Genomic DNA, 23860 nt, shown 5'->3' on the forward strand with positions numbered 1-23860 from the left:
TTGCGTACCAGCGCGCACGCGTCGCTGGCGCGGCGACGTGCGACTCCCACCGAGTCGCGGCTGCGCCGCTCCTCGACTCCCTCTCAAGAGGGAGTCTTTACTTTCCCTCGCTCTTCTTCGTGGCGACGGAGATCGACAGCGACGGGTCGCGCAGCGGAATCATCATCGACTGCGTGGCGTGGTAGAGGTCGGACTTGCCGGGCCAGACGGTGTCGATGACGTTGTTGTTGCGGTCGAGCTGGTGGAACCACGAGCCGCGCTCGTGATCCATCAGGTACCGGTCGATGTACTCGAGGAACGTCGCATACCAGTCGGCGTACTGCTGCTTGCCGGTGACGTGCGCGAGCGTCGAGGCGGTGTTGACGCCCTCGGCGAGCGTCCAGTGCATGCGGTCGTGCACGACCGGCTTGCCGTTCCAGTCGGTCGTGTAGACGAGGCCCGGCTCGCCGTCGGCGTTCCAGGCGTCCTCGACGGCGCGGTTGAACAGGTGCTCGGCGGCGTCGATGTACGGTTCGGCCGCGGCGGCCGGAATCACGGTGCGGAACGACGCGGACGAATCGTTCGACTCTTCAAATCCGAACGTAGACAGCGCCCACTGCGTGATCAGCCGCGCCCACTCGATGCCGTGACCCGGCGTCGCGCCGTACGGCTTGAACTGGTCGTCCGGCTTGTCGGCGTTGAACTCGAGGTCCGCCTGCCAGTCGGACGTGAAGTGCTCCGGGATGCGCCAGTCGTTCTCGCGCGCCCAGCCGATGACGTGGTCGATGATCCGGCCGGCACGGCGGCGCCACTCCTCGTCGCCGGTGACATCGGCGACGGCGAGGAACGCCTCGACCGAGTGCATGTTCGCGTTGAGGCCGCGGTACGGGTCGAGCTCGGTGAACTCGGTGTTCCACGTGTCGACCGACAGGCCGGTCTCGTCGTCCCAGAAACGCTTGAGGAACGTCTCCTCGGCGTCGTCGAGCAGCTCCTGTGCTCCCGGCCGGCCGACGAGCAGCGCGGAGGAGGCGGCGAGCAGCACGAACGCGTGGGCGTATGCCTGCTTCGTCGGCTCGAAGCCGCCTTCCGGACGGATTTCCGGATACCAGCCGCCGTTCGCGTCGTCGTGCAGCGCGCCCCTGAGGCCCTTCAGGCCGGCGTCGACGAGCTCCTCGGAGCCTTCGTGGCCGAGCAGCGTGCCGAGCGCGTAGACATGCGTCATGCGGCACGTGATCCACGTCGCGCGGTTGCGGTCGGTCCACGGCGTGCCGTCGTCGCCGAGCCAGTAGCTGCTGCCGTCCGGCGACGGGAACCGGTGGCCGAAATCGAGCAGGTCGTCGCGACCGGCGTTCAGGAACGCCGCGTTCTCCGGCGTGCCGAGTGTGTACTTGGGTTCAGTCATCATGACCACGCTTCTTTCGATGTCTGTGTGCGCAACCTGCGCAATTTGGCACGATTCGCGCGCCCTGCACGGTCCCGTGCAGTCCGTGCAGTCCGTGCGCACGGTTGCGTACGATTCATCCGCGGCCAGCTTCTTCGCGACTGCCGCGAATCCATTCCCAGCGTATCAGTTAAGCGCTTAAGTTACAACCGGCGTTTCCCCCGGCAGCTGTCCCATTCCCCACTCGCGTGTCACCGTATACCGGCGCGCGCGCAGGCCAGCCGCCCGGCGTGCGAATCGCGGGGCTCCGCCCGGCCCGTTCCCGCCAACCGCACGCAAACAGCCTCCTTAGCGTGCGGTCCGCGGGAATCGTTTCCGACCATCCCGCCAACCGCACGCAAACAACCCCTCCAGCGTGCGGCCCGCGGGAATCGCGCCAACTTTGCCCGCCAACCGCACGCAAACCAGCCCATTTCCGTGCGGTCGGCGGGAGCCGGACGAATCGTTCCCGCCAACCGCACGCAAGCCGCCGCCAAGCTGGCCGCTACTCGAGCAGCCAGTCGGTCACGTGGACTATCCGGACGCCTTCCGGCGTCTGGCCGACGTCCTTCCAGCTGTCGGTGACGACGGTGCGCGGGAACGCGTCGGTCAGCTCGCGCAGCGGCGCCAGCTCGCGCTCGCGGGTCGTCGCCGAGCCCATGTCGAGCGTGACCTGGATGTACTCGCGTTCCTCCGACAGCAGCATGTTGCGCCGGGCGACGAAGTCGATCTCGCGGCCGCCGCCGGCCGACCCGCCGTTGCGACCTCCGGCCGACCCGCCGTCCCCGCCGAGGCTGCCGATTGTCACGTCGTAGCCGCGGCGCCGCAGCTCCATGTAGACGACGCCTTCCAGCTGGGCGCCGAGGTCGGAATCGGGCTGTGCGCTCGCGAGGTTGCGGAAGCCGTTGTCGACCGGATACCACTTGCGCAGCGGGTTGAGCATCGCCTTGCCGCGCAGTCGCTCCTGTTCGGCGTCGTACATGATGAAGGCGTTGCGCAGCGCGTCGAGCCAGCCGTCGAGCGTCTCGAACGACGTGCGCACGCCCAGCCCCTTCAGCGACTTCACCAGGCCGCTGACACTGACGAGGTTGCCGGACGTCGAGAAGAGGTACCGGCACATCTTGCGCAGTGTCGCGACGTCGCGCAGCTGGCAGCGACTTGCGACGTCGCGCATGACGGCGCTGTCGAAGATCGCCGTCAGTGTTTCCTCCACGCGACGGGCGCCGCCGGCCACCGCAACCGTCTCGCCGGCGGTGCCGAGCAGCGTCGTCGGAGGTTCGGCGTCGGTCAGCGTTTCGTACAGCGCCGGCATGCCGCCGATCCGCAGGTATTCGCGGAACAGCCGGTCCCGGTTGGCGGCCAGCGGCGACTCGAGTCGTGCCATGAACGCGGCCACTTCCGCGAACGACAGCGGAAAGACCGGAATCTCGACGTACCGGCCGGTCAGCAGCGTCGCGAGCTCGCCGGACAGCAGGCTTGCGTTCGAGCCGGTGATGAAGACGTCGGTATTGTCGCGGGTGTGCAGGCGCCGCACGACTTGCTCCCAGCCCGCGAGCGCCTGCACTTCGTCGAGAAAGACATACAACGGGAACGATTCGTCCGCCTGCGCCGCCGCCTCCTGCAGCTCGGCGTAGAGCGATTCGGCCGAGTAGTCGAGCGGCAGTCCGAAGTCGTCGAGCCGGCGCACGAAAACGTTCGTTTCCGGCACGCCGTCTTCCAGCAGCATCTCCGCGAACTTCGTCAGCAGCGTGCTCTTGCCGCATCGCCGCACGCCGGTCAGCACCTTGATTTCCGGCGTATCGCGGTGGCCCGCGAGCGTCTCCATCAGCGCCGTTCGCTCGATGTACATCGCCGTCTCCTTCGAAATGAAAAATTCGAGTATACTCGAATTTTTCTCGCAGAATCATTGATTATTCGAGTATACTCGAATTTTTAACGATTCTTACGAAGATTTTCGAGTACACTCGAATTTCTTATTTCCCCCTTCTTGGATGTCGCAAACCCGAGCTGTCAGCTGAGGTTTGCGGCATCCAAATGGGGTCTCGTGAGGCTCGCAGGCGATCAGGCTCCTGCCATTGCGACTTATTCGGCGACGAACTCGAGCGTCATCGCCTGGAGGGGCCAGAGCTGCGGCAGCTGGAGACCGACTTCGGCCAGCAGGAAGCCGGGGACGCGGAAGCCGTCGGCGGTGCGAGCGGCACCGATCCATGCTGGCGTGTTCCAGAACATCTTCGCGGCGCCGGCTTCCTCGCGCAGTTTCACGTGGTACCAGCGGTTCGGGTCAATGCCGGAACCTGCGCCATCACGGCCCCGACCGTCCGCGGCATTCACCGCGGTTTCGGCACCCTCCGCAGTACCGTCGCGCCCCGTTCCACAGTTATCCGTGTTTGCGCACATGACCGGCAGCCTGAGCCGCTCGGCGAGGACGTTAGCCGGGTTGCCGACGGAGGCGACGGTCCAGACGGCGTGAAGGCCGTCGGCGGAGACGACGCCGCGGCCGCGCAGCATCGGATCGTGGAAATCGCTGTGATGGACGGTGCCGGAGTGCAGCAGGCCGCGCAGTTCCTTGACGAGGCCGACGAAGCCGCGCACCTGCTCGAGCTCATCGGAGCCCAGCTCGAGCAGGTTCCATTCGAAGCCCGGGCAGCCGGTCAGCGAGATCGCGCAGCGGTAGGACAGGTCGGTCGCCAGTCCGGTAGAGTGGGCCGGCGACGGGCCGACGTGCGCGCCGATCATTTCCGGCGGCACGACAAGCTCGGTGAATCGCTGGATGTCGACGCGGTCGCGGGGATCGTTCGAATCCGACGCCCAGATCCTGTCGGCGTGCTGCAGGATGCCGGCGTCGGTGCGCGCGCCACCCGACGAGCAGCTCTCGATTTCCAGCGTCGGGAACTCCGCCTTGAGGTCGTCGAACAGCCGATAGCAGGCTTCCGTCTGCCGGTGCAGCCCGTAGCCGCCGTCGACGCCGCTGACCGGCTCGGTGACGTCGCGGTTGTGATCCCACTTGATGTAGTCAATGCCGAGTTCGCGGATCAGCGCCGCCATCTGCCCGCGCACGTGCGCATAGGCTTCCGGCCGGCCGAGGTCGAGCACGTACTGGTTGCGGTAGGAGACATCGCCGCGGTACGGCACGGCCTCGGGCGCCGCGAGGATCCAGTCGGGATGTTCGCGCGCGAGGTCGGAATCGAGGTTGATCATCTCGGGCTCGAACCACAGGCCGAACTGCATGCCAAGATCGTGGACATGCGCGGCGAGGCCGTCGAGACCGTTCGGCCAGACGTCCGGGTCGACGACCCAGTCGCCGAGGCCGCGGGAATCGTCGCGCCGTTCGTGGAACCAGCCGTCGTCGAGGACGAACCGCTCGACGCCGACGGCCGCCGCGACGTCGGCGAGCCTCGTCAGCGTCGCCTCGTCGTGGTCGAAGTAGACGGCTTCCCACGTGTTCAGCGTGACCGGCCGCTCGCTGTTCACGTGGCCGGGCAGCGACCGCAGCCAGCGGTGGAAGCGGGCGGCCATGCCGTCGAGGCCACGGCTCGAGTGGGAGAAGCAGACCTGCGGCGTTTCGTACGATTCGCCCGGGACGAGGCGGACCTCGGCCGGACCGAGCAGCTCGCCGGCGCCGAGCAGCGGCTCGTAGTGCGGCAGGTTGTCGAGGCGGTAGCGCTGGTTGCCGCTCCAGGCGAGGTGGACGGCCCAGACATCGCCGTCGCTCCACTGCGGCTCGCCGTCGGAGAGGATGAACAGCCACGGGCTTTCGTGGCCGGTCTTGCCGTGCCAGCATTCGCGCGTCGTCGCGCCGACCGGCATCGGCGTCGTCGACGGCTGCTTCTCGAGCGCCCACCGGCCGGTGAACTGCGTCAGCCGGTTCGCCCGCTTCGGCACCGGCAGCGTCGATTCGAGCCAGTTGACGACGAGCGGCGCTGTTTCACCGGAACCAATGTTGACAATCTTCTGCCTGACGATGACGAGGCCGCCGGGGGCGATCTCGAGCGTGATCGTCAGCTCGATGGCATTCACTTCGTCACGTGAAACGATCGTGATGGCGGTCCGGTCGGCGTTTGTTTCACAGGAAACACTCGTCCAGCGCACGAAGACCGGACGGCCGCCGCGATACGCCTCGAGCGCCGGCCGGCCGCCGTACGCTTCCGCGCCTTGCGGCAGCAGCGACGGCCGCAGCGACGAATCCGGCTTCTCCGCCGGCGGCGTCACCTTCAGCGTCATCATGTCGAGGGCCCGCAGGATGTCGCCATCGGCGTTCGCGACACCATCGGTACCGTACGCACAGCCATCACTATCATCTGCGGAACCCGCGGAACCTGCGCCGCTACCCGTGAAACCAGAGCCATCGGCCACGGAACCGCCGTTGTCGCACGTGGAACATTCATTACCGCAGCACGTGAAACTATCACCCCAGTACTCCACTTGCGGCATTTCGTTCTCCGGCGTCTTGAGCACGATCGTCGTGCCGTCGCGCCGCAGCATCACATGGGAACCGTTGTCGAACATCGTCGTCTCGTCCTTCCTGTCCGTCTCCGTTGACCGACCGTCGCGCCGCCAGCCGCTGTCGGGCCGTCCGCGACGATCTTGACTTGAGCAGTGCAATCCCCCATCATAGTGCCGTGGCGACACATGCCGGGCGATTGACTTTTCCCAGCAAAGAGTATATATTAAACGCTTAAGTAGAACAACGGCGACACACAGCGGAACCCTACCATTTTCCATGTGCGTTTCGATGTGAACCCGATGCCGGAGCGCTCCGGCCAACCCGGCCGGCGGCAGCCTGGCGTGGCCTTCGTCGACGAGGACGACGTCGCCGGCAACGCCGCAGGGCACGAACAACGAACAGCAACGAGGCGAGGACGATGACAACAAGGCACGACGGCGGTCAGGTCCGCCTCACCGAGTCGCAGCAGGCGGCGATCGACGAGCTGACAAGCGCGCCGAAGTACGCGGGCGACTCGAAGATCCGCACGTTCCTGCGGCTGCCGTGGAGGCAGAAGCCGGCGTATTTCAAGACGCACTTCCTGCTGCCGCTCGTCGCGGCGCTCGTCGTGGCCGGCCTCGCCGCGTTTCTCGTCTTCAAGTTCCTCGTGCCGTCGCCGCGCCCGGCGCTCTACGTCGCCGTGCTCGACGACGCGCTGCCGATCGGCTCGGCGCAGACACTGCAGTCGGAGTACTCGGCAAAGCTCGGCGCCGACGTCACGGTCGACGACTACTTCGACATGAGCGACGACGGGCTGTCGAAATTGCAGACGATGATCTCGAACAAGCAGATCGACGTCGTCATCGCGCCGAAGGACACGTTCGCCGAGCTCGCCGGCTACGGCTACTTCGGCAACGTCGTCGAGCTTCTCGACGCCGCGTCGTCGGACAGCGCCGACGATTCGTCCGCAAGCGCCACTTCCCAGGACCAGTCGTCATCGGATGAATCGTCACAGCAGGACGAATCGTCGCAAACGAATGCCGCATTGCAAACGTATGCCGTCTCGTTCGCCGGCTACAGCGACGACGACCAGTACGATTCCTACGACCAGTCCGGCTCCGGCAAGGGCGAGTCGCTCCCCTACGGCCTCGCGCTCGAGCACGCCGCGAGCTGGACGGCGCTCGACGACGCGAGCACGACGGCGATCGCCGGCATCGTTGCGAACGTCGACGACGCCTCGGTGTCACTGGACTTCCTCGACTATCTCTACGCCGCGCCGGCGGCGACTTCACCGGCGAACGACTCCGCGACAACGCAGGCACAGGACTAGCCGACCGCCGATGTCGCACGGCACCGGCATCCCCACCATCTCCACTCACTTCCCGAAAGGACTCCCGATGGCCGCCAAGATTTTCCGGCAGGACAACCCGTACAACGTCGTCATGGGCAGGATTGGCGACCTCGCGATGCTGTCAGTCGCGTGGTTCGTCGGCTGCATTCCGGTCTTCACAATCGGCGCGAGCACGGCCGCCGCGAGCGAGGTGGCGCTCGAGATGCTCGAGGGCGCCGACGACGGCATCTTCCGCGGCTACTGGCGCGCGTTCAGGCGGCGCTTCGGCACGAGCGTCGCGATGACCGGCATCCTCGCCGTCTTCTGGCTGCTCGCCGCGTTCGATCTCTATTTCACCGGCTCGCAGACGAGCGATGCCGGCTCGCTGATCTTCGGCGTGACGATCGCCGTCTGCGTCGTCGTCGGCATGCTGACGGCGTTCGTCTTCCCGATGGCCGGCCGCGCCGAAAAGGGCCCGTGGCGCCAGATCCGCCGGTCCTCCCGCATGGCGCTCGCCAAGCCGCTCGTCGCGCTGGTCGCCTTCGTCATCGAGGTGCTGCCGATCGTCCTGCTGCTGTTCGTCCCCGGCGCCGCCTCGTTCGTCCCGCTCCTCTGGTTCGTCCTCTGCGGCGGCCTGGGCTACTGGCTGATCATGCTGCTAGTTCGTCGCTCGTTCGGCATCTGATCGAACGATTCATCCGTCTCTTGCGTGTCACACAACCCGGGCTCGCAGCTCGGGTTGTGTGACACGCAAGAAGATCACGCCTCCGCCGGCGCCGGACCGGTGGATTCCCTGGCCCGGAGGTGATAGGGCGGTTCCTCGACGACGCCGACTTCCTCGCCGTCGATGAGCTTGAGCATCAGCGCGGCGGCCATGCGGCCGGCCTCGACGATGTCGCGGTTGAGCGCCGTGATGTTCGGGTGGGCGGCCGTGCACATGAACGAATCGTCCCAGCTCATGATCGACAGGTCACCCGGCACCGAGACGCCGAGCTGGTTCGCCGCCGATTCGCCGGCAAGCGCCATCACGTCGTTGTCGTAGATGATCGCCGTCGGCCGCGGGCTGACGGACAGCAGCCGCCGCGTCGCGTCGGCGCCGGCTTCCGGCGTGTAGTCGGCGTGCAGGCAGCGGTACTTGATGCCGAGTTCGCTGGTGATTTCGGAGAACGCGGCGTCGCGGATGTACGAGTGGCCGAGTTCCTCGGGACCGGCGACGCGCGCGATGTTGCGGTGGCCGAGTTCGTAGAGGTGCTGGACGGCCATGCCACAGGCGGCCGCGTCGTCGGACGTCAGCGTCGGCAGGCCGCCGGTCAGCGACGCGTCGGCGATCGCGAGCGCCTTCATCGTCGGATGTTCCTTGAGCAGGTCGACGCGCGGGTCGCCGATCTCGAGGTTGGTCAGCAGCAGCGCGTCGACGTTGCCGGTCGCGATCCAGTCCTCGATGATCGCGCGCTCGTCCTCCTCGCCGATCGACAGCCGCACGAGCATCGAGTAGTCGTGCTCCTCGAGTTCGGCGCCGAGGCCGGAAATGAGCCCCATCATGTACGGCTCGACGCTGAGCAGCTTCGGATCGTAGCCGAGGATGAGGCCGATCCTGCGCGTCTTCGACTCGGCGAGCGACTGCGCGGCGCCGTTCGGCTTCCAGCCGAGCTCGCTGGCGACGCGAAGCACTTTCGCGCGGGTGGCTTCCGATACGCCCGGCTTGCCGTTAAGCGCATAAGATACGGCGCTGCTGGATACTCCCGCCGCCTTCGCGACGTCAAAGATCGTTACTTTCCCTTTATTTCCAGCCATTGTTGTCTCCGTCGGTTGCGCCCCGTCCCCAGCGTTGCAGGCGAGCAGTCTTCGATGATTCAGTAAACTTCACAACATTCTACTGAAAATCTTAAGTTCCGTCGCGCCCAACACGGCGTCAATTTCAGTTTTTTCGACTAATTTTCAGTTATCTTCAGTTATTCGGCACGATCCTCCCCGTTGAACATCGTGCCCCTTCCCCCTCGCCGTCACCAGCCCGAGCTCGCAGCCCCGGGTTGGTGATGACAACAAGGACGAGTCCAAGCTCCCTGGAAGGGAGCTGTCGGCGAAGCCGACTGAGGGTCGACCGCCGATGCCGCCGAAGGCGGCGAGAGCGCGCCGGAACGTCTGATAACGGCGTTCCTTGCGTTCGACGGAACATCTCGCGTACCAGCGCGCACGCGTCGCCTTCGGCGACGACGTGCGGTCGACCCTCAGCCTCGCTGCGCTCGGCAGCCCCCTTCCAGGGGGCTTGTAGTGGTCACCACTCGCGCTTGAGGTCGTTGGCGCTGCGCAGGACGTTGGGGGCGGTGTAGGCGGCAGGGTCGGCGGTGCCGGTGTCGGCGATCACGAAGGTCAGCGATTCGCCGGGCAGCAGGCTCGCCATGCCGGAGTCGACGGTGGCGGCCGGATCGACCTTGTCGGCCATGACGAACAGGTCGCGCACGTACGACTTCGCCGTGACGGTCAGCAGCACATGGCCGGTTTCGCCGTCGCGGACGGCCGTTGCCTCGAACGATTCGTCCGGCGAAGCCAACCGCTGGTCGAGAATCTCGGCCATGTCGTAGACGACGCGGGCGAATCGCGGCATCTCGTCGGAGCCGACCTGCGTCGCCGGCGTGCCCGGCATCACGACGGTTTCACGTGCAGCCTCCGCCGTTTCACGTGCTGTCGTACCGGTTTCACGTGCTTCCCCGTCGGTCTCGCGAACGTCATCACCGGACGAATCGTTCCCGGCCTCCGCGGCGGCGGACGGCACGGCGACGATCAGCTCGCCGGCAGCGTTGGCGAAGTCGGCGACGGACTCGTCGAGCACGAGTTCCAGCGAGGAGTTCGCGTCGACGACGACGCCGGCGAACGTCTGCGACGCGAGCACGGTGCCGTCGGCGAGCGCGACGCGGCTGACCGTCCAGTCGCCGCGCCACGGCGCGAGCGTGTCGTTGAGCACGACGACGGCAAGCTGGTCGCCGGCCTGCGAATCCGGGCCGGCCGGGTCGCCGTACGACGTGCCTTCCCAGTCGTGCGTCGCCTTGTATTCGTCGGAGACCCGCGGCTGCACGGTGGCAAGGCGGGGCGCGAAGAACGACCGGCTCGCGTACCACAACGGCTTGCGGTGGCCGGAGAAGTCGACGGCGGCCCACGAGACGACCGGCCAGTCGTCGTTGAGCTGCCAGATCAGCGTGCCGGCGTTGACCGGCTTGAGCGAACGCATGTACTCGACGCCGAACTTCATCGCCTGCGCCTGCTGCAGCTGGCACGCCCAGTGCCAGTCCTCGAGCGCCGGCCAGGTGTCGGTCGGCAGCAGCCACGAGTGAGGACCGTCGGACGGGCGGCCATTCACGACGCCGCCGAACGCGACGTCGGAAAGGCGCCCCGGCGTGATGTGCGAGCGCATGCCGCGGGCGAGCTTGACGTTGCCGCCGGACGCCTTCTGGTGGACGAGCATCTGCTTGCCGAACGGATCCATCGGCTCGTCGTGGACGGCGCCGGTCAGCGTCGACCATGCCGGCGGCGCCTGGTAGCCGAACTCGTCGGCGAAGCGCGGCACGTGGTTGCGGAACGTGCGGTAATCCTGCCGGTTCCAGACTTCCCACATGTGCATCGTGCCGTCGCCGTCGGCGTTCGCGCCGACGTACTTCGTGAAGCTCATCGGCGAGCTCGGCAGGTAGACATGCGTCGGGTCGAGCTCGGCGAGCAGCCTCGGGAACAGCTCGCTGTAGTAATAGTCGCCCCACGGCTTCTCGCCGTAGCCGAACTCGTTGGCGCGCAGGTCGTCGTCGCGCAGCGCCTGCTTGAAGCCGCCCCATTCGGCGTACGCCTGCCAGTTCTCGTTGCTGCCGTTCCAGACGGTCAGGCTCGGGTGCGGGCACAGCCGGACGATCTGTTCGCGGGCTTCCGCCTCGATTTCGGTTCTGGACGATTCGTCCTCCGGGAACGCGCCGCAGGCCAGCATGAAGTCCTGCCAGACCATGACGCCGTGCTCGTCGCACAGGTCGTAGAATTCGTCCGATTCGTAGATGCCGCCGCCCCAGATGCGCACCATGTTCGAGTTCGATCCGATCAGGTCGTCGATCGCGCGCTCGTAGTCGGCCAGCGTCACGCGGCTCGGGAATGCGTCGTCCGGAATCATGTTGTAGCCGCGCGCATGCACGTCAACGCCGTTGACGACGATCTGGAACGGCCTGCCGACCTCGTCCGCCCGCGTATCCACCTCGACAGTCCGGAAGCCAACCCGCCCGGTCCACTTGCCTTCGCCGGACTCCTTGGCGTCCTTGACGGCGGCAGTGACGGCAACGTCGTACAGCGGATGCTCGCCGTAGCCGACGGGCCACCACAGCTTCGCGTCCGGGACGGCGATCGTGACGGTCGTGTCGTTGCGGCCGGCGGGGATTTCGGCGACGGCCTCGAGCTCGCAATCGGGACCGGACAGCGCGACATGGACGGCGACCGGATCGGCCAGGTTCTTGCGCGATTCGTCGAGGTTCATCACGCGTCCGGCCTCGCCGGCACCGACGCCCGCGCGCTCGATAGCCACGTGCGCCGTCAGGATGCCGGTGCCGTCGGCGGCGACGTCGACGAGCGGCCGCACTTCGGCAACGCGCACGCCCGACCAGCAGTCGAGGCCGATCTCGCGCCAGATGCCGGCGTTCGCGACGTCGATGCCCCAGTCCCAGCCGAACGTGTAGCAGGCCTTGCGGATCTGGTTGAACGCGTGGTGCTCGGTGTGCGGATAGTAGCCGCGGCGCTGCTCCTCCTGGTCGGAGAACCGCACCGGCGACATGAAGCTGACGACGAGCTCGTTGGCACCGTCGACGAGCAGCTCGCGCACGTCGTAGCGGTACGAGCGGTGCGCGTTCTGCGAGCTGCAGACCGGCCGTCCGTTGAGCATGATCGTCGCCACCGTGTCCAGGCCGTAGCAGACGAGGTCGGTCCGTTCGGACGAATCGTCCGAATTCCAGTCGAACCGGCAGCTGAACTTCCAGTCGACGTCGCCGATCCACTGCTGCCTCGTCTCGTTGTCGCCGTCGAACGGGTTGTCGATGAGGCCGGCGGCGAGCAGGTCGAGCGTCGCCTCGCCGGGCACGGTGGCCGGAATGCCGGCCGCGAGCGCGGCCCGCAGCTCCTCCGGCGCGGCGGCCGGATTGAGCGCCTTGAGCGTCCACCCGTCGTGGAGCGGCCGGAACGTCGATGGTACGTGAGTCATATCGAAATCCTTCTTCTTCGTAGAAGATCCCCCACTAGCGGAGGATCTTACGTCTTACTCCTTGACGGCACCCGCGGCGACGCCGTTGTAGATCTGCTTCTGGAAGAACAGGAACAGGATCAGGGCCGGCAGCAGCGTGACGATGACGCCCGCGCAGATCAGGTTGTATTTCGAGCCCTGCGGGCCGGTGAACGCGTACAGCGCGATCGCGACGGTGCCGATCTTCGACTTGTCCTGCAGGTAGAGGTTCGCCGCGTAGTACTCGTTGTAGATCGCGACGCCCTTGAGGATCAGCGCGGTGACGATGGCCGGCTTGAGCAGCGGCAGCAGGATCCTGGAGTAGATCGTGAAGTAGCCGGCGCCGTCGATCATCGCGGCCTCGTCGAGCGAGATCGACAGGTTCTCGAAGTACTGGATGAAGATGTAGATCGAGATGACGTCGGTGCCCATCGACATGATGATGTAGCCCGGCAGCGAGTTGATCAGGCCGAGGACCGACATGATCTTGTAGACGGCGACCTGCATCGCGATGCCCGGCAGCAGCGACGCCATCATGAACGCGCCGCGGATGATGCCGTTGCCCGGGAACTGGAAGCGCGAGAGCACGTAGGCGAGCATCGTGCCGATGACGGTCGTGCAGAAGCAGACACAGACGAGGACGATGAAGCTGTTGCGGAACGCGACGCCCATGTTCGACAGCTTGAAGGCCTCGACATAGTTGGAGAAGTTGAAGAAGTTCTCCGGCAGCGTCATCACCGACGTGCTGCGGTACTCGCTGTCCGTCTTCGCCGCCGTGAACACGCAGCTGACGAGCGGGACGAGAATCCAGAACACGATGAAGACGAGCGAAAGATACTTGAGGAACGTGAGCAGCCAGATCTTCGCATGGTAGAGCACGCCGGCCGACTTGGCCTCGCGTCCGTTGACAGTCGCTTCCATCTCGGTACCCTTTCCGGTGTTGTTGGCATTCATGGTTGCGGTGGTCATCGCGCTCACTTCCCTTCGGCGGCGGCGACGGTCGCGCTGCCGGCTGCGTTGCCGACCACGTTGCCGGCGGCCAGGACGGCACGATTCGCCCGTGCCGGCCGCTTCGCGCGCTTCGTGAAGACCGGGGCGGCGCCCGGACGGACGCGGTTGGCCTGGCGCATCGCCTTCTTGCGGGCCTTCTCGACCTTCTTCGCGTGCTTGCGGGCCTTGGCGGTGCCGTCGTCGGCGTCGCGGAACAGGAAGCCCATGATGATCTTCTGCAACAGCGCGCAGATCATGATGATGCAGAGCAACACGACGGCCATGGCCGAAGCCAGGCCGACCTTCTGGTCGGTGTGGGCGATCTTGTCCATCTGGACGAAGAACGTGCCGGTGCCGTTGGCGCCCGACGTGATGACGTACGGGGCCTCGAAGGCGCTCAGCGAGCCGGTGATCGACAGGATGATGTTGAGGACGAGGATGGTCTGGATGCCCGGCAGGATGATGTGCTTGAACTGCTGCCACTTGTTCGCGCCGTCGATCTCGGCCGCCTCGTACAACGACCCATCGATCGACATGATCGCGCCGATGAACAGGATCATCGTCTGGCCGAGGTATCGCCATACCGACGAGAACACGAGCGACCAGTTGTTGATCGACTGGTCCTTGAGCCAGTACGGCAGATTGTCGAGCTGGAAGCCGCACCACTGCAGCACGGTGTCGAGAACATAGCCGCGGGTGTAGAAGAACTTGAAGATGAAGCCGATCGCGATGCCGTTGATCAGGTACGGGAAGAACATCGCGCCCTTGAAGAACGCGCCGCCGCGGACCTTGAACGCCAGCACGGTGGCCAGGTAGAGGGCCAGCGCGACCTGGACGATGGCGCCGACCATGTAGTAGAGGCTGAGCTTCAGGGTGGCGAGCAGGTCGGGACGCGTGAACACGTCGATGTAGTTCTTGAGACCCACCCACTTCGGCGTGCCGATGTACTTCATCTTGTAGAAGCTGTAGCCGCACATCTGGAAGAACGGCAGGTAGGTGAACACGACGAGAAGAATGATCGGCACGGCGCAGAAGCCAACGATGACGCCGATCTTCTTCCAATCCCTGGGCTGCTTGTTGTACGGAATCTCGTCGGCCGGGGAGCCGTTCGTCTCCGCGACGGCCGTCGCTGTTGCGCTGGTCATGATGACTTCTTTCGACTGTGTTTCCGGGCGTTCGGAAGTGGGGGTGGGGTGAAAAGTAGGTTCCGGCGGCCGGCTAGAGCCTCCAGCCGCCGGAGTGATGAGGAAAGGGAAGGGTAAGTCCGTGGTGTTTCGCCGGGAATCGTCGCCGGCGGGAAATCATGCGAAGGAGAACGATTCTCCCGTCGACAAGGGGACGGGATGTGACGGGAGAATCGTCCGTATTATTGCGGAGGGAGGAGGTCCGGCAGCCGGACCGTCACTCGTTCTCTTCCACGGCGGCGGACCACTTCTGGTCCCATTCGGCCATGATCTGGTCGATCGTCTCGCCGCCGTTCGCGGCCTGCTCGACGATGTTCTGGATCTTCTTGCCGTTGCCGTTGTTGATGCCGAGCTCCGAGTCGGAGTTGACGTCGGCGAGCAGGTCCTCCTCGCCGTCCTTGGCCGGGTCGTCGGTGATCAGCGAGACGTTCGTGAAGTTGGCGTAGATATCCGGCATGCTGGTGTCGCCGGCGGCGATCGGGATGCCGCCCTCGTTGAGCGCGTAGCCCGACTTCTCGGTCATCCACTTGACGAAGATCATCGAGGCTTCCTGGTTCTCGGCCGAGATGTTCTTGTTGATGCCCATCGAGTAGTTGCCGGCCATCGTCGAGTACTGCTTGCCGTCGACGGTGATCGGGAACGGCATGTAGCCGACGTCGTCGCCGTTGTCGCCGGCCTGCTGCATCTGCGTGACGGCCCAGGCGCCGAGCGCCATCGTGGCGATCTCGCCGTTGTTCATCTTCGTCTTGGACGATTCCCAATCCGTGGTCGAGTAGTCGTCCTCGGTCAGGCCGTCGGCGACGGCCGTGTACAGCGTGTTGTAGACGGCGTAGGCGTGGGTGTCCGGATCCTTCGTGTCCTTCTCGAACGGATCCTTCGTGTGCGGCAGGACCTGGTTCATGTACGTCGAGTCGCCGGTCGCCGTGCCGCCGATGTAGGCATCCCAGGCGGCCATCGCCCACTCCTCGACGTAGTTCGTGTACAGCGGGATGGCGTCCGTCTTCTCCTTGATGAGCTTCAGGTCGGCGATGTACTCTTCCGGCGTCGTCGGCAGCGTCGTGATGCCGGCTTCCTCGAAGATCTTCTTGTTGTAGACGATGCCGCTCGTCTGGCCGTCGGTCGCGATGCCATAGGTCAGGCCGTCGTAGGACTTCTCGGTCGCGAGCTTGACTTCCTTCTCCATCTGCTCGGTCTCGCCGTACGGAATGAAGTAGTTCGCGAACTCGGAGGCGTCGACGGCCGGAATCATCATGATGTCCCAGCTGTCGTTGTTGGCCTGGAGGCGGGTGAGCGCGGAATCGGCGTAGTTGGAGTCGGTCTGGACCTTCACGGTGATGTTCGGATACAGCTTGTTGAAATCGGCGATGTAGGAGTCCCAGTTCTTGCCCGGGTAGGTGTCCAGCGCCATGTCGGTGCGGCCGTTGAAGAACGTGATCGTGGTGGTGATGTCCTCGCCGGTCGTGCCGAGCTCGATTTCCGGATACGTGATGTCGGTCTTGTTGCCGTCGGAGCTGGAGCTGCTGCCGCAGGCTGCCATGCTGACCATGCAGACGGCAGCGATGCCGGCCGCGACGATCTTCTTGACGTTCATGGGAGTGTTCTTTCCTTTCTGGCTCTCCGCACATGCCCGCGCCAGTCCGGTCCGGAAACGATGCCGTGCGACTTCTCTTCCGTGCCGTGTGACGTTTCTTCCGTGCCGTGCGACGTTGCCGCGACATGTCCGGCGATGCCGGGAATCGCCGCCGCCGCCCGGTTCCGGGAACGTGCGTTCTCGCTAGTGTCTCTTCCGTGAGTCGGTAACGAGTGCTCATCCTCGGCCTCTCTGCCTGCCATGGATAAGCAAGTACCTTGAGCATAACGTTGAATTTTCAGTATGTCAAGCGCTTAAGTTGTCGTGTCATGTCGAACGATTCCCGCCACCCTTCGAAAGCGCGGAATTCCAACCTTTTCTCTTTGCCGACAGCATACCAAAAACCGCGAAACGCCGCGAATTTCAGCAAAATAGTGAGATTGCAGGCCGACGACACTCGCGGACAGAATCGTCGCGATGTCTGGTTTTCCAAGGCTTTCCGGCTACTTTTGACGATTCATTTCTACTTAAGCGCTTGACAAACCGGAATTCCGGGCTCTACAGTGGAATCACCGTCCGCGGTGATGGCAGGCAGAGAGGCCCCATCGCGACGCTCTCAGCGAAGAGAAGCGAATCGGCAACCAAATTCCGCGCATACCCACAACCCACACCTACTTACAATCCAACGGATCCCAGGACCCGGTCACCCCGAATCCCGGGGATCCAGCGACCCCACAACGACAGAGGCCCGCACCGTTCCCTTGCTTCCGTGCTGCTTGTTCGGTGTCGCGAACCCGGACTCGATGCCCGGGTTCGCGACACCGAACAAACAGCATTCGAAAGGCCGGTGTCCTGGATGTCGCAAACTCGAGCTGCAAGCTCGGGTTGGTGACATCCAGGTAGACCGGCAGGCAGAACCGGGCGAGAGGAGTTGTTCTCGGGAGGGGACGGGACGCGCGAATCGTTCGCCGATAATTCCAAGGAAGGAACATCACAGCAATGAAGACGCTGAAGAAAGTGATCGGGGCCGGCATCGCCGCCGCGTGCCTGGTCAGCATGGCAGCCTGCGGCAGCGGAAGCTCCTCGTCCTCGTCGTCCTCCGACCTCACGTATCCGGAGATCGAGCTTGGCACGACCGGCGAAGACATCACGACGACGATCACCGTGCTCAACAATCGCACCGACATGAATCTCGATACCTACCCGGGCACGAGCTGGGCCGACTACGTCGCCGAATTCAACAAGCTGTACCCGAACATCACGGTGAAGGTCCAGACCGACTCGAACTACGCCGACACGGCGCTGACGCGACTGCAGGCGAACAACGACAGCTGGGACGTCATGATGATTCCCTCCGTCGACGCCTCCGAATACTCGAACTACTTCATTTCCTACGGCTCCGTCGAGGACATGGAGAAAGTCATCAAGCTCGCCGACGAGAAGGCGTACGACGGGCAGACGTACGGCGTGCCGAACGACGGCGTGACGAGCGGCATCGTCTACAACAAGAAGGTCTTCGAGGAAGCCGGCATCACCGAGCTGCCGACGACGCCCGAGGAATTCATCGCCGACCTCAAGCTGATCAAGGAGAAGACCGACGCCATCCCGCTGTACACGAACTATGTCGAAAGCTGGGCAATGGCGGCGTGGGACGACTACATCGGCGGCATCGCGACCGGCGACTCGACGTACATGAACCAGGTCCTCCCCCACACGAAGGATCCGTTCGAAAAGGATTCCTCCGATCCGGATACCCACGCGTACGCCGTCTACAAGATCCTCTATGACGCCGTCGCCGACGGCCTGACGGAAGACGATTACTCGACCACCGACTGGGAGTCCTCGAAGGCGAAGATGAACGACGGCGAAATCGCCACGATGGTCCTCGGCGCGTGGGCCGTGCCGCAGATGCAGCAGGCCGGCGACAATGCCGACGATGTCGGCTACATGCCGTTCCCGATCACCGTCGACGGCAAGCAGTACGCGACGATCGCCGGTGACTACAGCTACGGCATCAACAAGAACATCTCGGCCGAAAACCAGGAAGCCTCGATGATCTTCGTCAAGTGGATGACCGAGAAGTCCGGCTTCGCGATGAACGAGGGCGGTATCCCGATCGCCGCGGACGATTCGTCCATGCCGGACATCTACTCGAACTTCTCCGACGTCACGCTGATCACGAATGCCCCGGCGAAGGACGGCGAAGAGGACCTGCTCGCCGACGTCAACTCCGATTCCGAGCTCGCGATCCAGAACTCCGGCGGCACCAAGATCCAGAACATCGTCGAGGAAGCCGCCAACAACGGCAAGACGATCGACCAGATCATGGCCGAATGGGACCAGAAGTGGTCCGCCGCCGTCGAGGAGAACGAATAGTCCTCCTCCCCCGGCTGGATCAGGACCGGAGGACCGGATCGGGACCGGTCGGCCGGATCGGGACCGGCGGACTGGATCAGGACCGGCAGACTGGGACAGGACCGGCGGACTGGATCGGGACCGGCGCACCGGTCTATGGATTAGTCGTCCGTTTCCCAAACCAGCCGAGTGATTGCCGAACCAGCCCGGCCCCTCCCCGACCATCTGAATCGTGACTGACTATTCGAACTTCGCAAGAATCGTACAGTCAGTCACGATTTCCGGCCGCCAAACGTGACCGACCGTGCCAACTATGTTCAGTTCGCACGGTCGGTCACGTTATTATTTTTCCGTTTGCCGCCGTGCGGCCGGTTTTGTAACGGTTTGGAGGCCAGAATTGTTACAAATTTTTCCGAACGCAGACAGCGGAACGATTCGTAACGAAATCGGGCCCCGAACCGTTATGAATATTCCGAGTTGGCGACGGCGGGAAAATTTGTAACGATTCCTGCCGCCGAACCGTTACAAAAATTTCTGAGCGGCAGCGGTGGAAAAATTCATAACGCAAAGACAGGCAGAATCGTTCGAAATTCTCCGAACCGCAGACAATGGGACGATTCGTAACGGAAACGGACCCCGAACCGTTACGAATATTCCGAGTCGGCGACGGCGGGAAAATTTGTAACGATTCCTGCCGCCGAACCGTTACAAAATTTTCTGAGCGGCAGCGGCGGAAAAATTCATAACGCAAAGACAGGCAGAATCGTTCGAAATTCTCCGAACCGCAGACAATGGAACGATTCGTAACGGAAACGGGCCCCGAACCGTTACGAATATTCCGAGTCGGCGACGGCGGGGAAATTTGTAACGCCGAAACGGCTCGAAACGGATGACGGAAGGCGAGTCGGCGGAGTACAGTAGAGAATTAAGCGCTTAAGACGACCGGGCCAATGGAGGGAAGGACGCCGCGAGCGAGCACACTGCACCAAGACGATTCGAAGGAGAACCTGACATGACGTTTCCCGAGGGATTCCAGTTCGGCACGGCGACGGCGGCGTACCAGATCGAGGGGGCGGTGAACGAGGACGGCCGCACGCCGTCGATCTGGGACACGTTCACGCACGAGCCCGGCCACATCCTCAACGGCGACACCGGCGACATCGCCGACGATCACTATCACCGCTGGGAAGACGATTTCAAGCTGCTGCGCGATCTCGGTGCCAACGCGTACCGCTTCTCGATCGGCATCCCGCGCATCATCCCGACGCCGGACGGCAAGCCGAACGCCGCCGGCCTTGATTTCTACGAACGGCTCGTCGACCGGCTGCGAGAATACGGCATCGCGCCGGTCGTCACGCTGTATCACTGGGACCTGCCGCAGTATCTCGGCGACCGCGGAGGCTGGCTCAACCGCGAGACGGCGTACCGGATCGCCGACTACACGGGGATTGTCGCGGACCGGATCGGCGACCGCGTCGACACGTTCATCACGCTCAACGAACCGTGGTGCGCCGCGCACCTGAGCTACGGCGCCACCGAGCAGGCGCCGGGCCTCGGCGCCGGACCGCTCGCGTTCAAGGCCGCCCACCACCTCAACCTCGCTCACGGCCTGATGACGCAGGCCATTCGCGCGTCTGTGCCACGTGAAACACCGAAGATCGACGTGACGTTGAACCTTCAGGTTTCACGTGGAGAAGAAGCGGCCGTACACCGTCTCGACCTGATCGGCAACCGCGTCTTTCTCGACCCGATGCTGCGCGGCCGCTTCCCCGCCGAACTGCTGGCGCTCACCCGCGGCATCTGCGACTGGAGCTTCGTCGAGGACGGCGATCTCGAGACCATCCACCAGCCGATCGACGCGCTCGGCCTCAATTATTATTCGACGTCACTCGTGAAACTCTCGGACCGCCCGCAGTTCCCGCAGTACCCGGGCGATCCGGCCGACATGACCCGCCTCTGGGAACTCGCCGACTTCTCGCGGCTGCCGGAGGGCGAGGAAGGCGCCATCGAAGGCAAGAATCGTACAGAACAAATCGCCGAGCTCGCCGCCGACATGCAGATTTCGACGACGGCTCCCGGCGCCGCCGACATCGACTGGCTGCCGACGCCCGGCCCGCACACCGAGATGGGCTGGAACATCGACCCGGCCGGCCTCTACGAAACGCTCGTGCGCCTGCACGACGACTACGGCGTCCCGCTCGTCGTCACCGAAAACGGCATGGCATGCGCCGACGAAGTCGTCGAGGAGCCGGCGGAATCGTCACTATTGAACGATTCGTCCGCCGCAACCGACACCGAGACCACCGCCGCAACCGGCAACGCGACCGCCGCAACCGACACCGACACCGAGCCGGCGACGGTCAAGCGCGTGCACGACGCCGACCGCATCGACTACCTGACGCACCACCTGGCGGCCGTCGAGCACGCGATCGACGACGGCGCCGACGTGCGCGGCTACTTCGCGTGGTCGCTGATGGACAATTTCGAGTGGGCGCAGGGCTACTGCAAGCGGTTCGGCCTGACCTACGTCGACTACCCGACCGAAGAGCGCATTCCGAAGGACAGCTACCGCTGGTACCGCGACTTCATCGCCGCTCACCGGCAGTAAGCGCGCGGGCAGTCGCATAGTCGCCGTTTCCTGCCGTTCGCTTCCCCCGTCCCCTGCTGCCTTGCATGTCACAACCCGAGCCGCAAGCTCGGGTTGTGACATGCAAGGCAGCAGGCAGCGTGCCGGCGGGATCGGGACGGTACGATTTTCTTCTAGACATTTCCCGTTTTTCTTCCATCCAACGCAAGGAGGCCATCCGTGAGCGCAACAGGACTCGCGCCCGGCAGCGCCGGCATCGGCGCCGACGTCGATACCATGAACGATTCGTCCGACCAGGCCAGCGCAACGACACCGCCGCGCAACCATGACGGCGAGCTGGCCGTTGCGGCGATCTTCGACGACGGCATGGTGCTGCAGCGGCACCAGCCGATCGCCGTCTTCGGCGAGGCGCCGGCCGGATCGACCGGCACCGTCACGCTGACGATCCCGCCGCGTCACGGTGCCGTCGACAGCGGCCCAGGCGATGCCGACGGTAACGGCGGTCACGGCAACGGCTCCGGACATGGCGGCAACTCCAGCCATGGCGGCGGCAAGAAGAACAAGAAGGGCAAGAACAGGAAGCGCAAGTCCGGCAACCCGGCGAAGGCCGCGGCCGCCGAGGCCGCGTCGGCCGCCCGCGCCGCTCGGGCGCTCGAGCCGGACGTCGTCTCGGCCAGTTTCACGACCAACACCGACGGCCATTTCTCCGTCACCCTTCCCGCCCAGGACGCCGCCCACGGCTGCACGCTGACCGTCACGCTGGACGGCGGCTCCTCCGTCACGTTCTCCGACGTGGCGATCGGCGAGGTGTGGCTGTGCGGCGGCCAGAGCAACATGGAGTTCGAGCTGCAGAACAGCTTCCTCGGCGCTGAGCAGATCGCCGAGTCGGCATCGCTCGCCGGCCAGGTGCGCTTCTACAACGTGCCGAAATCCGGTGCCGTCAGCGATCTCGCCGACGGCACGCTCGAGCAGCTCGAGTCGGCCGCCCGCTGGCAGCCGGTCAATCCGGCGACCGCCGGTAGCATGTCGGCCGTGGGCTACTATTTCGCGAGCACGCTCGCGCTGTCGCTGTCCGGCCGCTACGACCAGCTGCTCGCCGACGTCGTGCTCGAGCTCGGCGCCGCCGAGCTGCGCCGCCGCGTCGGCGTCTTCGTGCCGCCGGAGGACCCGACGTACGAAGACACCGTCCTGCAATACCTGCAGGACACCGGCCTGTATGACAACGTTCGCAAGCAGGCGGAACATCGACTGCCGCAGCGGCTGCCGGCCGCCGTCATCGAGCGGTATCGCGACGTGCCGGTCGGCATCGTCGACTGCTACATCGGCGGCACGTCGGCGTCGGCCTGGATTTCGGAGGATTGGCTCGATTCTTCCGCTGTCGGCAAGCAGTATCTCGAACGCTTCCACGAAACATGCGACGGCAAGTCCGAAGCCGAGCAGGCACAGCTGTTCGCCGACTGGCAGGCCGACAACCTCGCCTATTGCGAGCGCACCGACGCCGTGCGTCGCGAGCGTCCGGACATCACGCCGTGGGATCTCGAGGCCGAGTACGGCTGCTGCCCGTGGCCGCCGCCGCAGGTGCCGCAGTCGGCGTGGCACGTGACCGGTCCGTACATGAACATGGTTTCACGTGTTGCCCCATACTCGATCGCCGGCGTGCTGTGGTACCAGGGCGAGGAGGATTCGGCCTATGCCGACGGCTACGAGGAGCTGCTGACGTTGCTCATCAACCAGTGGCGTTCCACGTGGAACTCCCCTCGCCTGCCGTTCATGCTGATCCAGCTTCCGCAGTATACCGCCGCTTCCGCGGCTGACATCGTCGAGCTGAAGGCCACCGGCGAGGCCGTGGTTTCCCGTGAAACGGATGAATCGTTCCAGTGGCCGGCGATCCGCGCCGCCCAGCTGGCCGTCGCCGACGAGCTGCCGAACGTCGGCATCGTCTCGACGATGGATTGCGGCACGTTCGGCGACATCCATCCGACCGACAAGACGACCGTCGGCATCCGCGCCGCCGCGTATGCGCTCGAGCGGTGGTACGGCTTCGCCGAGCTCGACGGTGCCGCCGCCGACATGGCGGACGATTTCATCGAGATGCCCGGCGACTCCGGCAACAACGCCACTGGCAGCCTCGCCGACGAGATGGCCGCCGATCTCGACGACCTCGACCCGACGCTGGCAAGCGTCCTCGGCGTGAACCACGACGAACTCGACGACATCGCCGACATGCTGGCGCCGACGTCGCCGGAGGAGCTCGCCGAGTTCAGGGGTTCGAACGCGATCGTCAACGAGGCCGGCTGCCCGCGCGCCCGCGAGGCGTTCGCGACGCCCGACGGCGCCGTGCTCGTGCGCTTCTCCGACGCCGTCGGGCTGCATCTCGCCGAGAACCCGACCGTCAGCGGCGACATCTCCGAGACCGGCGACTTCACGCCGCTGACGTTCTCGTTCGCCGAGCGGATCTTCGGCGAATCGCTGATGACGGCGTATGTCAGCACGATTCTCGACCCGCTCAGGTCTGGCTTCGAGCTCGCCGGCGCCGACGGCCGCTGGTACCGCGCCTGCGTCGCCATCGCCGACTCGAGCGACCTCGACGACGAGGCGATGGTCCGCGCCTGGCTTCCGGACAGTGCGGAAGAATCGTGCAACGTTGACAATGAGACCGCCGACGGCATCGCCGATGGCGCCTTCCGTCCGACCGCCATCCGCTACGCATGGCGCGACTGGACGGCCGCCCCGCTGTTCAGCGAAGCCGGCAATCCGGCGTTCCCGTTCCTGCTGGAGCTGTAGCC

13 protein-coding genes are annotated in these 23860 nt (G+C 64.9%); 5 read left to right on the forward strand and 8 right to left on the reverse strand.

Annotated elements, in window-relative coordinates; all coding sequences use genetic code 11:
• Positions 1-97: 97 nt before the first annotated feature.
• From F6S87_RS04565 to F6S87_RS04575, 3 genes are all read right to left on the reverse strand, one after another.
• The gene (locus tag F6S87_RS04565) at positions 98-1384 is read right to left on the reverse strand and encodes an AGE family epimerase/isomerase (protein WP_163227400.1); all 1287 of its coding nucleotides are present in this window, start codon (positions 1382-1384) and stop codon (positions 98-100) included.
• A gap of 520 nt (positions 1385-1904) precedes the next feature.
• Positions 1905-3248 carry an ATP-binding protein gene (locus tag F6S87_RS04570; protein ID WP_163227401.1) on the reverse strand — a complete coding sequence of 448 codons (1344 nt, stop codon included), beginning with the start codon at positions 3246-3248 and terminating at the stop codon, positions 1905-1907.
• A gap of 233 nt (positions 3249-3481) precedes the next feature.
• Positions 3482-5905: an alpha-galactosidase gene (locus tag F6S87_RS04575; protein ID WP_231129331.1), complete on the reverse strand. Its 2424-nt coding sequence runs from the start codon at positions 5903-5905 to the stop codon at positions 3482-3484.
• Positions 5906-6261: 356 nt separating this feature from the next.
• Here F6S87_RS04575 and F6S87_RS04580 point away from each other — a divergent pair, with 356 nt between their 5' ends.
• Positions 6262-7152 (forward strand): hypothetical protein, encoded by an 891-nt coding sequence (locus tag F6S87_RS04580; protein ID WP_196779081.1) that lies wholly within the window; start codon positions 6262-6264, stop codon positions 7150-7152.
• A gap of 67 nt (positions 7153-7219) precedes the next feature.
• A complete protein-coding gene (locus F6S87_RS04585) occupies positions 7220-7837 on the forward strand; it encodes a YesL family protein (RefSeq protein ID WP_163227402.1) in 618 nt (205 codons plus the stop codon).
• Positions 7838-7911: 74 nt separating this feature from the next.
• Here F6S87_RS04585 and F6S87_RS04590 read toward each other — a convergent pair whose 3' ends face one another.
• The 5 genes from F6S87_RS04590 to F6S87_RS04610 all read right to left on the reverse strand — a co-directional run bounded on the left by F6S87_RS04590 (position 7912) and on the right by F6S87_RS04610 (position 16153).
• A complete protein-coding gene (locus F6S87_RS04590; RefSeq protein ID WP_163227403.1) occupies positions 7912-8946 on the reverse strand; it encodes a LacI family DNA-binding transcriptional regulator in 1035 nt (344 codons plus the stop codon).
• A gap of 481 nt (positions 8947-9427) precedes the next feature.
• Entirely contained in the window at positions 9428-12370 is a 2943-nt protein-coding gene (locus F6S87_RS04595) for a glycoside hydrolase family 2 protein (protein WP_231129332.1), read from the reverse strand.
• Between the two features lie 54 nt (positions 12371-12424).
• Entirely contained in the window at positions 12425-13357 is a 933-nt protein-coding gene (locus F6S87_RS04600; RefSeq protein WP_231129333.1) for a carbohydrate ABC transporter permease, read from the reverse strand.
• 5 nt (positions 13358-13362) lie between these two features.
• Positions 13363-14523 carry a carbohydrate ABC transporter permease gene (locus F6S87_RS04605; protein WP_163227404.1) on the reverse strand — a complete coding sequence of 387 codons (1161 nt, stop codon included), beginning with the start codon at positions 14521-14523 and terminating at the stop codon, positions 13363-13365.
• Between the two features lie 256 nt (positions 14524-14779).
• A complete protein-coding gene (locus tag F6S87_RS04610; protein WP_163227405.1) occupies positions 14780-16153 on the reverse strand; it encodes an ABC transporter substrate-binding protein in 1374 nt (457 codons plus the stop codon).
• Positions 16154-17131: 978 nt separating this feature from the next.
• Between F6S87_RS04610 and F6S87_RS04615 the strand changes: the two genes are divergently transcribed.
• The 3 genes from F6S87_RS04615 (at position 17132) to F6S87_RS08725 (ending at position 23858) form a co-directional block, all read left to right on the forward strand.
• Positions 17132-18508 (forward strand): ABC transporter substrate-binding protein, encoded by a 1377-nt coding sequence (locus tag F6S87_RS04615; RefSeq protein ID WP_163227406.1) that lies wholly within the window; start codon positions 17132-17134, stop codon positions 18506-18508.
• 991 nt (positions 18509-19499) lie between these two features.
• On the forward strand, positions 19500-21095 hold the full coding sequence (locus F6S87_RS08720; RefSeq protein WP_231129334.1) for a glycoside hydrolase family 1 protein: 1596 nt from the start codon (positions 19500-19502) through the stop codon (positions 21093-21095).
• Positions 21096-21293: 198 nt separating this feature from the next.
• Entirely contained in the window at positions 21294-23858 is a 2565-nt protein-coding gene (locus tag F6S87_RS08725; RefSeq protein WP_163227407.1) for a sialate O-acetylesterase, read from the forward strand.
• The last annotated feature ends 2 nt before the right edge of the window (positions 23859-23860 follow it).

It is taken from the genome of Bifidobacterium choloepi (assembly GCF_010667615.1).
GTDB lineage: Bacteria > Actinomycetota > Actinomycetes > Actinomycetales > Bifidobacteriaceae > Bifidobacterium > Bifidobacterium choloepi.